Consider the following 13,303-nt stretch of genomic DNA (forward strand, 5'->3'; position numbering starts at 1 on the left):
GGATCGGGCCGGATCGGTGAGCGCCCGCCGTGTCAGCGGCCGATGTCGCGTCGGTGCCGTGGATCGCAAGGCGGAGGAGGGCGGCACGGCGGAGGCCGTGCCGCCCTCCCGAGCCGTCAACGGCGGCGAGGTGCGGCACCGGGGCACCCGAGCCCCGGCGGGATCCACACGGCAGGTCCTAGAAGCGCGGCGCGTTGCGGGACCGCTGCACCCGGGAGGCGCGGCGGTCCTTCGCGTTCCAGCACGCCTTGTGCCAGTGCCGCCGGTCGTCCACGCCCCCGTACTCCGGCCAGGCCACCACGTGCGGCATGCCCGACGGGATCTCCTGGTCGCAGCCGGGGCAGCGGTAGCGCTTGCCCGCGGCGCTCGCGCCGGCCACGTTCCGCACCGCCCACTGCTCGCCCTGCCAGGACTCGGTCCGCTGGAAGCCGCCGTACCGGTCCGTCGCCTCACCGGCGTGGTCGGTCGGGCTCTCGCCGCCTCGGGGGCGGTTGCGGCGCGGGGACACTTGACACCTCACGGGGCAGACAGCGCGGTTCCACTCCAGCGTACGGGCCACTCCGAGCGTGCCCCGCCCGGCGCCACCGGACGCCCCGGGGAGCGCGGCCACCCGCACGGCTCACTTGACGGACAATCGCAACAACGTCCACCACTGCCCGTGCCTTTGGCACGTGTCAGACGTTAATGCCGACAGAGGGGAGCAGTGTCAGCCACAAGGAGGCAAAGAACAATGCGAGTTGGGGCTTTTGTACTGGCGGCCCAGTTTCCGGGCCAGGGCCAGGGAGAAGCGCTGCACAGAGCGGTGCGTACGGCGGAGGTCGCCGAGGAGTCGGGGCTGGACTCGGTCTGGCTGGCCGAGCACCACTTCGTCCCGTACGGCACCTGCCCGTCGGCCGTGACCCTGGCCGGTCTGCTGCTGGGACGCACCCGGCGTTTACGGGTGGGCACGGCGGTCAGTGTGTTGCCGAACATCCATCCGGTGGCCCTCGGCGAGCAGACGGCGCTGCTGCATCTGCTCTCCGGCGGGCGGTTCTCGCTCGGCGTGGGCCGGGGCGGGCCGTGGGTCGACCTGGAGGTCTTCGGGTCGGGACTGCGCGCGTACGAACGGGACTTCCCCGAATCCCTCGACCTGCTGCTGCGGTGGCTGCGCGAGCCGCGGGTGTCGGCGGACGGCGAGCGCTACCGGTTCCGCGAGGTGCCCGTCGTACCGAGGCCGGACGAGCTGATCGGGGACACCGGGGGCCCGGAGGTGGTCGTCGCGTGCACATCACCGGCGAGCGTGCGGCTGGCGGCCGAGCGGGGACTGCCGATGCTGCTCGGGATGCACTGCGGGGACGAGGAGAAGGCCGAGATGGTGGCCCTCTGGCGGACCCACGCCCGCGCGGCGGGCCGTACGCCCGAGGAGACGGACCGCGCCGGGCATGTCTCGGCGGGCGTGGCACAGATCGCCGACGGTCGGACCGAGGCGGCCGAGACGCTGGTGAAGGCCATGCCGGGCTGGCTGCGGCTGGGACTCGGCGCCCATGTGACGGTGGACGGCAGACCGCGCTCGATGCGCGATCCCGTGGAGTACACGGAGCTGCTGTGCGGGCTGCATCCGGTGGGGCCGCCCCGGCTCGCCGCCGACCGCCTCGCGGCCACGGCGGAACGGACCGGGATCACGCGTTTCGCGCTGCTCGTGGAGGGCTCCGGGGACCTCGCGGCGACGGAGGAGAACGTCAGGAGGATGGGGGCCGAAGTGCTGCCCCAACTGTGCTGACCCGGCGGCGCGACGGCGGGGCCCACATGGCGCGTCCCCCTGTTCGTCAGGGTGCTGACCCGGACGCGCGGGCGGTGGGCCCCCGGACCGGACCGTGAGGCGGGCCCGGACCGTCCCGTGGAATCGGACCGTACGGCGCCGCTCGGACTGTCCGGCGGACCCCGGACCACGCCCGTCCGCCCCCGGACCGTCCGGCGGATCCCTGTGTCGGCCCAGGAATCCGCCGGGCACCGAAGCCGTCAGCAGTCCCGGAGCTCCGGCGACTGGTTGAGCAACTGCCCCCTGATGGAGGTGAAACGGGCGAGCCGCTCGTCGACCGAGGGGTCGAGCGGGAACACCGCGACCCGGTGGCAGTTCTGGAATGCGAGACGTACCCCGAAGTGACGCTGAAGCGCACCACGGATCGCGTCGCTGGCGAGTGCGCGCAGCAGTTGACCACGTGCCTGCTCGTCCGGCGGCGGCGTCTGGTTGTCGGCGAACTCTCCGCCGTCCACCCTCAGCTGAGCCACCAAGGAGCTGATCATCTCCCACGCGTACGGCAGGGAGGTCCGGACGCAGTCGACGAATTCGGCTTCGTCGACCTCGCCTCGCTCGGCCTGCTCCAACAGTGCCGGTGAGACGTCGAGCGACATGGGTTCTCCTCTCGCGACCCCGGAGAAACCGGGGCCTTACGGGCAGGGAAGGGGGAGACGACGACGCAGCGTGCACGAACGGCGACCTCCTGCATCCACGGTATGCGTGCTGTCCGGAGCGCACCAGGCGAATGGGAACACAACCGGCCACAAACGAAAGGGGCTTGAGGGGCGAATCGCGGCGGACGTCGGCAGTCGAGTAGCGTTGCGGACCATGCGTCTCGTCATCGCCCGCTGCTCCGTCGATTACGCGGGCCGGCTCACCGCCCACCTGCCCATCGCCCCCCGCCTGATCCTGGTCAAAGCTGACGGGAGCGTGTCGATCCACGCGGACGACAGGGCGTACAAACCGCTCAACTGGATGTCGCCGCCCTGCGTCCTCAAAGAGGGCACGGGAGACGATGTCGGAGTATGGACGGTCGTGAACAAGGCGGGCGAGAAACTGATCATCACGATGGAGGAAGTCCTCCACGACTCGTCCCATGAACTCGGCGTCGACCCGGGCCTGATCAAGGATGGCGTGGAAGCGCACCTCCAGGAACTGCTCGCCGACCGCATCGAGACACTGGGCGACGGTTACAGTCTGATCCGCCGCGAATACCCCACGGCGATCGGCCCGGTGGACATCCTCTGCCGGGACGGGGCCGGCGCGACGGTCGCGATCGAGATCAAACGCCGGGGCGACATCGACGGCGTGGAACAACTGACGCGCTATCTCGACCTGTTGAACCGGGACCCCCATCTCTCCCCGGTCCGGGGCCTGTTCGCGGCACAGGAGATCAAACCCCAGGCCCGCGTCCTTGCGACGGACCGCGGCATCGGCTGCGTGGTCCTGGACTACGACGCGCTGCGGGGCATCGAGGACGACAAACTGCGCTTGTTCTGAGGGCTGTTGAGGAGGAGTGCGGCGGGGCGGTGAGCGGCGGGCAGCCACTCACCGCCCCTTCGTCGTGCCAGGCACCGCCCCCCTGTGCCGAGACACGGGCCGACCCACTTCCCCGGAACGCCTCGTGATGGGCACACTTCCCTGAGCGACGGAGGGGCGGGGGCGCGGTGTTCTGGTCGGTGGAGTCGGAATTGATCATCGCCGGTTGGCTGGGGGCGTTCTTCGCCGTGGATGTCGCGCTGCGGGTGATCCGGTGGCGCGGGGGCCGCCGCGATCGCGCGTTCATCCGCCGGGCCACGGCCGAGGGCGTCTCCCCCGTGCGGGCGGCGTACCAGCGGTCTCACTGGTTGCCGGACGCGACCGAGGTCGCGCTCTGCGGTCTCCTCGCCGACGGTGTCGTCGAGGTCTCGGACGACGGGCTGGTCACCGCGGTGGAGTCGGCGCCCGAGCCGGCGGATCCGGCCCTCCGCGCCCTGGTCGAGGCTCTCCGGTCGCGGGCGGCGACCGGCACACGGTTCCACGAGGTGCAGACGGAGGGGGAGTTCGGGGCGTTCCGTGCGCGCGTGAAGGAGGATGTCCTCCCCGTGAAGAAGTACAACGGGTCGCAGCGCGTGGGTCTGATCTGGTTCGCGTATCCCCTGGTCCTCGGTATGGGGCTGCACGGCGGCCGCTCCGGCGCCCCGGCGCCCGGCGGCATCGAGGAGCCGGAGTTCTGGGCGGGCCTGCCGCTGCTCGGCTGGCCGGTGCTGACCCTGTGGGCGGTCGCGACCTGGCGTGAGTCGTACACGGAGCGCCGGCCCCGCTTCGCCCGCCACTGCCGCGACATCGCCGACGCCGAACTCGCCCGCGCGCCGGCACGGGACCGCAAGGCGCTGCGACTCCACCGGTCCAGGCCGGCCCCGCCCCGCGCTCCCGGGGCGAGCACATCGGGCCGTGCCCGGGGTGAGGGGAGCGACGACGCGGCGGACTGGACCGCGGACACGGGCGGCGACAGCTTCGACAGCGACTAGGTCTCTTGGTGCGGGGTGCGTCCCGGCGCTCGCGGGGACCTGACCCCCGTACGCCTACGAGGTGCCGCGGGGCAGCGAGGACGCGACGGCTGCCGGCCGGGCCCGTACGACCCACAGGTACGCGCCCAGCCCGATCGCGCCGCGCGCCACGAAGTCGAGCCAGATCCAGAAGGTGTCCCATCCCTGGCCCCACAGGGGAAGCAGACTCAGCACACCGGCGACGACGACGGCGCTCCCGTATCCGGCGAGAGTCGTCCGCCTTCGGCCCAGCCAACTGCCCAGAAGCCCGGCGGGAATCTGCACCGCCACATGGAAGGTCACGATCACGAGCGGCACGACGAGAGCGAGGAAGGGAGCGTCGGCGGTGGGATCGTCCGGCGGCGTGGCGTACGCGGCGTCCACCACGTCCCACACCCAGGCGGGCGGCACGAGGAACGTGAGCACGAACACGGCGCCACTGAGATGCATGGCACCCACGTGCCGCCACACCGAGGCCCACCGAGAACCCGCACCACGCCGGAATCTCACGGCAGTTGGCCGGTCGGCGCTCTCACCCATGTCCGCCTCCACGTCGCCGGTGGTCCCGGCAGGTCATGGTAGCCGTCAGGGGGGACAGCAGTCGGGTCGCGTCACGGGCGCCGGGCCCTCTCGCCGTGCACGGCTGTGTACGGCCTTGGGGGGCCGCGAGGGCAGCAGAGGTCTGTTCGAGGAACTGGAGCCGGCCGAGGCACACGGCACGGATCTGGACGCGGCGGCACCGCGGCGGGCGGACGACGGTGCAGCGGAGTGAGCGTCCCGGTCAGCTTCCGCAGCCGTGGCCGGTCGCGGACTCTGCTTCGGCGGCTGTCGCCGAAGGGCCGGTGGCCTACTCGTGGTCTGTGCAGAGGTGGGCAGTCAGGGCCACACATGCCCACTCCTCCCAGGCGTCGGGGGACCAGCCCCGGTCACGGACGAAGATCAGGTACAGCTCCGGGCTGAGCAGCCCGTACAACAGGTCGGCGGCGCGGGCGGCGTCGACGTCGGGGCGGGCGTCGGGCTTGGAGGTCAGCGCCTTCGCCGCGGCATGCTGGACGGTGTAGCGCGGGTCGGGGCCGGCCGGCCACTGCGCGGCGATCTCCGGGTCCGTGGCCGCCGCAGCCGCGATCAGCGGCATGATCGGGGCGACCCGGCCGAGGATGTCGCGTACACCCCGTACGTGGGCGCGCAGTTGCCCGGCCGCGGTGGGCTCGGCGCACGCGGCGCGGAACCAGTCGCGGTCCATCGTGGCGACCGGTTCGACGTCGCCCGCGATGGACGTGTCGATGACGTCCTTGAACAGCGCGCGCTTGTTTCGGAACACGAAGTACACGGTCTGGACGGCCACACCCGCGCGATCCGCAACCTCCTGAAGGCTTGTCGCACCGTACCCCTGCGCGACGAACAGGTCCCGCGCCGCCGCGACGATCTTCTCGCGAGTACGCCGCGAGCGCTCGGCCCTCTTGTCGGGGCGCTTGACGTTCTGTCCATCGGATCCCTTGACCGCATCCATGCCGGGAGTCTATCTCTAGAGTTAGTCACTAGAGTTGAACTTTAGATTCTTGGAGGAGCAACGATGAGTACGACTCGGACAGCTGCGGAGCTTGACCAAGAGGCGGCTGTGCGCCGCGTGTTGGAGGACTTCTACCGGGACGGCAAGCCGCCGTGGGACAACGGCATCACGCCGCCCGAGCTGGTGGCCCTGACAGAGGGGCCCGGCGCCCTGATGCCGGGCCAGGTCCTCGAACTCGGCTGCGGCACCGGGACCAACGCGGTGTACCTGGCCCGGCACGGCTGGCGGGTGACTGCCGTCGACCTGGTCGACCGCGCGGTACGGCAGGCTCGGGAGAAGGCCGACGCCGCAGGAGCGGACGTCACGGTGCTGTGCGGGGACGCCACCCGTCTCGACGAGGTGGGCGTGCCCGGTCCGTACGACCTGTTCTTCGACCTGAGCTGCTACTGCGGGATTCCACCGCACCGCCGCGAAGCCTACGCAGCCGGCCTCACCAAGCGCGCCGCCTCCGGTGCGTGTCTGCTGATGTTCGGGTACGGGCCCGGGGCGTTTGACGACTCGTGGTCCGGCGTCACTGCGGACGAACTCCGCGCCAGGTTCGCCGGGTGGCAGCTGGACGACGTGACGCCCGGCACGAACCCGGTCCCGACTTTCTGGTTCACGCTGCGCCGCGGCGCCGACTCCGCGTGAACTCAGTCGCGCCGGGGCGGCTTCGGGTGAGGGTGCGCGGCCGGTGGAGGCGGCGGTGCGCATCTGCTCCTCGGGCACTTCAAAGAGATCGGCGATGCGCGCCACAGCGAGGCCGTGGAGATCAAATGGGGTGTCCATCCCCGTGGTGACGCGCGGGCGCGGTGGGTGGCGGGAGAGGAGCGGACAGCTCTGCTCGTACTCGTGAGTGGCCGCTTCCGCGTCGAACTGCCCGGCCGCAGTGTCCTGTTGGAGCGGCAGGGCGACTACGTCGTATGGGGGCGCGGTGTCGACCACTCGTGGGTCGCGGAGGAGGAGTCGGTGGTGCTGACGGTGCGGTGGCCGTCCGTGGCCGGGTACGCCGTGCCGGACCCGGCCTCGGCATGACCGCGCGGCCCCGGCGGGAACCGGAACGGCCGTACGGCGACGACCGGGCCGGTCGCCGGCCCCGGCCCCGGGAGCGTTCGTTGCCGGGGCCGGGGCCGTCGGCGGGGCCGGGGCCGCTCAGATCACCGGCGGAGCGATGGACGTGCCGTCCGTCGACGGTGACGGTGACTGTGACGGCGACATGGACGCCGACGCCGGGGACGAGGGGGTCGCCGGGGCGCTCATCGACGCCGTGTCCGGGGGCGGCGGGACGACGGGCGGGGTCGAGGAGGGCGACGGGGACCCGGACGTCGGCGGGGGCGAGCTGGAGCCCGAGGGGGTCGGGCTCGGCGACGTCTTCGTCGGGGTGGGGGTCGGATCCGTCGGGTCCGGGTCCGAGGGGTCCGGGTCGTCCGGGCCCGAGGGGTCGTCGGACGGCGTGCCCGAGGGGTCCATGGACTCGGTGGCGCCGCTCGTGCTCGGGGACGGGGTGGTCGAGCGGCCCGCCTTGACGGGGACGCTGCCCGGTTCGGCCGGACGCTTGGTGCTCGCGTCCGTCGGTGTCCCGGCGTCGTAGTCGCCGGTGCCCTCGTCGTCCGTCGACCGGTCGGTCTGCACCCGGTCCGTCGGCGAGGTGTCGTTGCCGGTGGCCCCGAGCGTGACGACCGTGCCCAGTACGGCGGCGAGCACCGCGCCCGCGCCCGCGGCGACCAGGTTGCGGCGGGCGCCGCCCAGCACCGGACGGCGGCGCCCGGCGGAACCGCGCGGCGCGCCGCCGATCGCCCGGGGGCCGTCGCGGCGTGTCACCAGGGTCAGCCGCTCGTCCGGGGACGGCTGCCGCAGGACGGGGACGACCATCGACGTCCCGCGCGCGGGCGACGCCGGGGGTTCGTAGTCGGCCGCGAGGAAGACGGCCGGGGTGTTGCCCTGCTCCCGGTCGGTGACCAGCGCGAGTGCCCGGCGGCCGGAGAGCGTGCCCCGCCGGTCGGCCACGGCCCCGCGCATGCTGATGGAGGTCTCCAGTTCGGCGCGGGCCCGGTCCAGGCTGCCGACGCAGAGCGCGAGAATGCCCAACTCGTGGTGGAAGTACGCCTCTTCGGCGACCTCCCCGGCGATCCTGGCCGCCTCCTGGCCGGCGCGCAGCGCGCGCTCCCAGGCGCCCCAGTGCAGGCCCGCCATGAAGGCGGGCGCCGCGGCCCTGGCCAGCAGGACGGCGGCGCTCGCGTGGCCGGCCTCGCCGCTGGACAGCAGGGGCGTCAGCGCGGCGAGCAGCGCGTCGGCCTCCGTGGAGGCGCGTCGCGGGGTGACGGACGGGTGCCCGGCCCACCAGGTGAAGTGCTGGACGGCGGTGTGCGCGCGGGCGGTGGCCCCCTCGCCGTACCCCTCCGCCTCCAGTTGGGCGACCGCCCCGGCGGCGAGCCGGTAGCGGGCGCCGACCGGGGAGAGCAGGCCGGAACTCATCAGTTCGCCGACGGCCGCGTCCGCGTGCGTGTCACCGACGAGGGCCGGCAGATGCGCCTGGTGCGGCACCTCGCCGCCGAGCGCGACGGCGAAGCGCAGCGTCTCCCGCGCGGCGTCGCCGAGCCGGGAGGCGAGCAGCCCGGCGGGCGCGGCGCCCTCGCCGAGGGTCGGCAGCGGCGCCGGTACGTCGTACCCGTCGGCGGCGAACCCGGCGGGGCCGTCGCCCGGCCCCCGGTCGTACGCGGGCTCCGCCAGTTCGTGGACGAGGACCCCGTCCGCCTCGTACGCGTCCGGGCCCGCGCGCAGCCGGTCCCGCCCGCGCAGCAGCGCCCCGGCCTGGACGAAGCGCTGCGGCAGGCCCTCGGACTCGAACCAGAGGTCACCGGCCCAGTTGGCCTCCTCATCGGTCAGCGGGCGGCCCGTGGCGCGTTCCAGCAGGTCGAGGGAGGCGGCGCGGCCGAGGCCGCCGAGCAGCACCTCTTCGAGGGGCGAGCGCGATATGGGGGCGTCCACGTCGGGGGTGACCGCGAGGAGGAAGGCGCATTCGGGTGCCGCTTCGAGGAGTTCGTCCAGCGTGTCGCCGCCGAACTCCAGGTCGTCCACGACGACGACGGCGCCGATGCCCCGGACCAGGTCGCGCAGCCCGGCGCGGTCGGGGCGGTGCAGCGGGGAGCGGAAGACCGCCGCGTACAGCTCGTACAGCAGCTCCGTGACGGTGCGGTGGTGGCCGGAGAGCCGTACGACACCGTCCGGCGCGAGGGTCTCGCAGTCGGCGGCGACGGCTTCGAGCAGCGCGGTACGGCCCGAACCCGCCGATCCGGTGAGGCGTACGGAGCGTCCCCGGCCCAGCAGCGCGACGAGCCGGTCGCGCTCGTCGCGGCGTTCCAGCAGCGGGAGCGGGGGCGCGCCGGGGCCCGGCGGTATGGGCGGGCGGCCGGCGCGGCGCAGCTCTGCGCGTTCGTCGGCGCCGAGCCGGACCGGGGCGGGCGGCTGCGAGCCGGGCGGGCAGGGCTCGATCTCGCTGCCGTCGACCGGGTTGACGGTGATGAGGAAGTCGCCGGAGATCAGCTCGACGGTGCGGGCGGGGGCGGGCTGTGTGAGCCACGGGGACAGCCGGTCGGCGCCGGTGGTCTCGGCGGGCCGTTCGTCGGCGCGCTCGGCACGGGCGGGGTCGGCGGGGCCCGTGCCGTCTCCGCCGGCCGGGTGTGCCGCGTGGGCGGGGCCTGCGGGAAGCTCACCGGCCGGACGTCGGTCCGCCGAACGGGTCGGGTCGGTCGGGTCGGTCGGGTACATCGTCAAAGCCCCCCAGATCGTGGCGTGCGGTTGCTCTTCCGGCCTCGCACGCCCCGCTGTCAATTCTGGTCCGGTGCCCGCCGTATGGGTTGTTGGTCGGCCGACGGCCGAAACCCTAAACCTCTGGACAGTATTCAGGAACAGCCGGGGTGCCACCCCGTCCGAGACATCACGGTCTCGTGAGGATTGTGCGCGGCTTCAGGGGCGGTGTGGGCGAGATCGGGGCAGGTCGGGCGCGGCGGCACCGGTCGGATCCGGCGATCCGGACCCTTGGGACGCCCTCCGGCACCTTCCGGGGGTGCCGCGCCCGTCGGCCGCCCGCGCCTCACGGCGGTGATCCTCCGGGCGGGCCCGCGCAGCGCGTCGGCCGCCGCCCCGCACATGCTGATGGAGACCGTTCGCCTCGCCGGTGGTCTGCCTGTCGCCGCTGTCCGTCGCGCGGACGGGGCGGTGGTGAGCCGCCCGCACCGGCCGTGAGGCGCGCGGACCCCGGGACGGGGCCCGCGCACGTCGTCGGTCCGTCAGCTGTGCTGCCGCGCCCGGCGGCGTACCACGAGGACGGTGCCCGCGCCCGCGACGGCCGCCACGGCGGCGGCGCCCGCGATCGGGAGTGTGGCCGAGGAGGTGCCGGTCGCCGCGAGGTTGCCGCCGGTCGTGGCCGTACCGGCACCGCCGGCCGACGACGGCCCGCCGGTCGAGCCCGTCGAGCCGGTGGAGCCGCCGCCTGACCCGGAGGTCGAGCCGGAGCCGCCGTCCGAGCCGCCGGTCGAACCGCCCGTGGACCCGCTTGTCGAACCACCGTCCGAGCCGCCGGTCGAACCGCCCGTACCGCCTGATTCCCCGCCGGTGACCTCCAGCGTGATGGGCGCCGTGTCGTTGGCCTTGTCGGGGTCGAACGGCAGCGTCCTGTTGCTCAGCGCCACCGAGCCCCTGGCGCCCGCCACCTTCTTGTCGATCCTCAACGTGAAGGTGAAGGTCGCCGTCTCCAGGTGTTCCGTCGGGCGGGTCGTCAGGCCGCAGTTGTACACCTTGCCCTTGGGCTTGCAGTAGAAGTCGGGTTTGACGACCGACGTTCCGGCGGGCAGCGTGACCAGGACGGAGGTCCACGGAGTGCCCGGCCTCGACCAGACCCAGCCGGGGCCGGTGTTGGTGAAGGTCACCTTCATCGTCACCGTGTCGCCGGCCTTCCCCCGCAGCGCCGCGCCCGTCACCTCGTAGTCGGCCGTGTTGACCGACGTGACGGGCACCCTGAACCGGTCCGCGGACGACCCCGTACCCCCGGTCGGCGACTCGACCAGTTCGATCTCCGGTGCGGTGCCCGGAAGCGGAGTGCTGTTCTCGTCCGGCGACGGCTCGTAGTCCGTGACGCTCACCCACATCTCGTCGTCGAAGGCGTGCTTCTCCGCCTCGACGGCGAACGGCTTCCGGGGTGTGTAGGCGACGCCCGGCTTCACCGCCTGGTCGAACGCGCAGATCGCGATCCACCGCTCGGGCATCTCGTCGTACGCACCGACGTACTGCTTCAGGCAGTTGGAGGGAACCTCCGGGAAGGCGAGACCCCGGGTGGCGGTGTACTTGATCCACACCTTGTCGACGGTCGTGGTGCCCTTGTTCACCACGACGACCGGCAGATCGACCGGGCTCCCCGGTGTCACTCCGGTGATCGGCTCGATCTCTCCGAGGACGAGGGAGGGCGGCGCCTCGTCGCCCACGGCGGCGGGAGCGGCGCCCAGCGCGACGAGCCCGGCGGCACCGAGGGTGGCGATCGCGGAACGGGAGACGCGGCGTCGGTACGGCGGGGTCTGCATTGACGGAATCCTCTGTCGGGTCATCGCTGAACGGAAGGCGTCCTTCAGGAGAACGGCCGTGCGTAGTCCCTAGACACGTACCGGCCCCGAACAGTTGCACGCGGCGCGCCGGACCCGGAGGGCGGAGACGGCCCGTGCGCGGGCCCGCACGGAGAAGCCGGCACCGGCGTGCCCTCGATCCAGGACGACGACGGGGCTCTGAAGCGCTCATGGGATGTCGCGCCGAGGTGCCTTGAGTCTCCGGCGGCTGGAAGGTGCAGGATCGCGCCCATGGACGACGAACGCCCCGACGTGCTCACCATCGGCCGGCTCGCGGACCGCACCGGAGTCGCGGTGCGCACCCTGCGCTTCTGGTCGGACGAGGGAGCGGTGCCGCCCGTGGGCCGCTCCGCGAGCGGCTATCGGCTGTACGACGCCGGGTCCGTGGCCCGCGTCGAACTGGTCCGCACCCTGAGGGAGCTGGGCCTGGGGCTCGACGACGTGTGCCGGGTGCTGGGCGGCCGGACCACGGTCGCCGAAATCGCCGGCGCGCACGTGGCCGCGCTCGACGCGCGGATCCGCTCGCTCAAGGTGAGCCGGGCCGTCCTGTCCACCGTCGCGCAACGTGGTTCCACCACTGAGGAGACCGCACTGATGAACCGGTTGGCCCGGCTGTCCGCCGCCGAACGCAAGCAGATCATCGACGAGTTCAAGGAGGAGGTGTTCGGCGGTCTCGACGTCGGGCCGCGCCTGCGGGACCGCCTGCACACGTTCAGCGTCGAACTGCCCGACGATCCCACACCCGATCAGGTCGACGCCTGGATCGAACTGGCCGAACTGGTGCGGGACCCCGGATTCCGCGCCCGGCTGCGCACGTGGATGGAGCTCAACACGCCCGTACCCGGGCAGGGCCGTCCCCCCGGGGCGTCCATCTGGTGGGCGAGGCAGGCCGTGCAGACCGTCGAGGAGGTCAGGGAACGCGGAGTCGCCCCCGAGGGACCGGAGGCGGCCGACATCCTGTCCGCGCTGTTCGGCGACGCCGATCGGGCCGCCGTGCTGCGTAGTCTGGAGGCCGGGATCGAGGCAGGGGCGGAGCGCTACCGCGGGCTCGTCGCGCGCGTGCGCGGGCAGGATTCGTCGCCCGACGCGTCCGAGGCGCTGGAGTGGCTGGCGCGGGCCCTGCGTGCCGCAGAGCGTTCCTGACCGGTCGGCTCGTGGTCTCGCGTGGAAGGGGACACCCACCGGTGGGAGCGTCCGCGCCCCGGCCCCGACCCTCGTCGGCGACGGCGGGCTCCCGACTCACCCGGCGGCCCCGCCGCTCACGCGGGTTGCCCGGGACGCTTCAGCGTTCCGGGCATCGTCGTCCGTACGGGCGGTGGATCACAGGAGGGTGGCGCGTCCGGAGGGATGCGCCACCCTCGTGGGCGCCGCGCCGGAACGCGGTGATGCCCGGTGCCTGTCCCACGGTGCACACGTCCGGCGCGCGGCGGTGTCCGTGCGGGTGCGAGGCGGCCGTCAGACGCGGACGAGCGCCTCGTAGCGCATCCAGCCCTCGCCGTCGGGCGCCGCGTCGGTGCTGACGCGCGCGTAGGTGAACACGTTGTTCGCCCCGTCGACGTACGAGCCGTATTCGCAGCCGGGGCCGGGTGAGCCGACGATGTCACCGGCCTGCTTGGTCTTCACGATCACGCTGTTGGGGTTCGGGCTGTTGTACACGCCGGCCGTGGGCCACACGACCTTGTAGTCGCAACTGGACCGCTGCGCCGCGACGGCGCTCGGCACGGTCACGAGCACACTGGCGGCGGAGAGTGCGGTGGCAAGGACCGCGGCGGTAAGAAGCCTTGAGCGCATGGGTACTTTTTTCTCCAGAGTTGATGGCACGTCAGGGCGCACA

General features: G+C 73.0%; 13 protein-coding genes. 6 read left to right on the forward strand and 7 right to left on the reverse strand.

Annotated elements, in window-relative coordinates:
- Positions 1-178 precede the first annotated feature (178 nt).
- Complete coding sequence (locus OG875_RS08355; protein ID WP_330173586.1) at positions 179-508, reverse strand: ATP/GTP-binding protein; 330 nt, start codon at positions 506-508, stop codon at positions 179-181.
- Positions 509-730: 222 nt separating this feature from the next.
- Here OG875_RS08355 and OG875_RS08360 point away from each other — a divergent pair, with 222 nt between their 5' ends.
- Entirely contained in the window at positions 731-1,759 is a 1,029-nt protein-coding gene (locus OG875_RS08360) for an LLM class flavin-dependent oxidoreductase (protein ID WP_330173587.1), read from the forward strand.
- 239 nt (positions 1,760-1,998) lie between these two features.
- Here the strand turns inward: OG875_RS08360 and OG875_RS08365 are convergent, their stop codons facing one another.
- Complete coding sequence (locus OG875_RS08365; RefSeq protein WP_330173588.1) at positions 1,999-2,391, reverse strand: SCO5389 family protein; 393 nt, start codon at positions 2,389-2,391, stop codon at positions 1,999-2,001.
- Positions 2,392-2,605: 214 nt separating this feature from the next.
- Between OG875_RS08365 and nucS the strand changes: the two genes are divergently transcribed.
- Entirely contained in the window at positions 2,606-3,277 is a 672-nt protein-coding gene (gene nucS / locus OG875_RS08370; RefSeq protein ID WP_330173589.1) for an endonuclease NucS, read from the forward strand.
- A gap of 191 nt (positions 3,278-3,468) precedes the next feature.
- Complete coding sequence (locus OG875_RS08375) at positions 3,469-4,287, forward strand: hypothetical protein (protein WP_330173590.1); 819 nt, start codon at positions 3,469-3,471, stop codon at positions 4,285-4,287.
- A gap of 54 nt (positions 4,288-4,341) precedes the next feature.
- Here the strand turns inward: OG875_RS08375 and OG875_RS08380 are convergent, their stop codons facing one another.
- Together OG875_RS08380 and OG875_RS08385 are read right to left on the reverse strand one after the other, a co-directional pair.
- Positions 4,342-4,755 (reverse strand): hypothetical protein, encoded by a 414-nt coding sequence (locus OG875_RS08380; RefSeq protein WP_330173591.1) that lies wholly within the window; start codon positions 4,753-4,755, stop codon positions 4,342-4,344.
- Between the two features lie 397 nt (positions 4,756-5,152).
- A complete protein-coding gene (locus OG875_RS08385; protein ID WP_330173592.1) occupies positions 5,153-5,815 on the reverse strand; it encodes a TetR/AcrR family transcriptional regulator in 663 nt (220 codons plus the stop codon).
- A gap of 63 nt (positions 5,816-5,878) precedes the next feature.
- Here OG875_RS08385 and OG875_RS08390 point away from each other — a divergent pair, with 63 nt between their 5' ends.
- A complete protein-coding gene (locus tag OG875_RS08390) occupies positions 5,879-6,505 on the forward strand; it encodes a class I SAM-dependent methyltransferase (RefSeq protein ID WP_330173593.1) in 627 nt (208 codons plus the stop codon).
- 63 nt (positions 6,506-6,568) lie between these two features.
- Complete coding sequence (locus OG875_RS08395) at positions 6,569-6,889, forward strand: signal peptidase I (RefSeq protein WP_330177654.1); 321 nt, start codon at positions 6,569-6,571, stop codon at positions 6,887-6,889.
- Positions 6,890-7,006: 117 nt separating this feature from the next.
- On the opposite strand, the gene OG875_RS08400 is transcribed toward OG875_RS08395, so the two are convergent.
- Entirely contained in the window at positions 7,007-9,622 is a 2,616-nt protein-coding gene (locus OG875_RS08400) for an ATP-binding protein (protein WP_330177655.1), read from the reverse strand.
- A gap of 521 nt (positions 9,623-10,143) precedes the next feature.
- Entirely contained in the window at positions 10,144-11,430 is a 1,287-nt protein-coding gene (locus OG875_RS08405) for an LAETG motif-containing sortase-dependent surface protein (protein WP_330173594.1), read from the reverse strand.
- Positions 11,431-11,700: 270 nt separating this feature from the next.
- Between OG875_RS08405 and OG875_RS08410 the strand changes: the two genes are divergently transcribed.
- On the forward strand, positions 11,701-12,612 hold the full coding sequence (locus tag OG875_RS08410; RefSeq protein WP_330173595.1) for a helix-turn-helix domain-containing protein: 912 nt from the start codon (positions 11,701-11,703) through the stop codon (positions 12,610-12,612).
- Positions 12,613-12,924: 312 nt separating this feature from the next.
- Here OG875_RS08410 and OG875_RS08415 read toward each other — a convergent pair whose 3' ends face one another.
- Positions 12,925-13,260 (reverse strand): glycosyltransferase, encoded by a 336-nt coding sequence (locus tag OG875_RS08415; RefSeq protein ID WP_330173596.1) that lies wholly within the window; start codon positions 13,258-13,260, stop codon positions 12,925-12,927.
- Positions 13,261-13,303: the final 43 nt, after the last annotated feature.

This window comes from Streptomyces sp. NBC_01498 (genome assembly GCF_036327775.1).
Classification (GTDB): Bacteria; Actinomycetota; Actinomycetes; order Streptomycetales; family Streptomycetaceae; genus Streptomyces.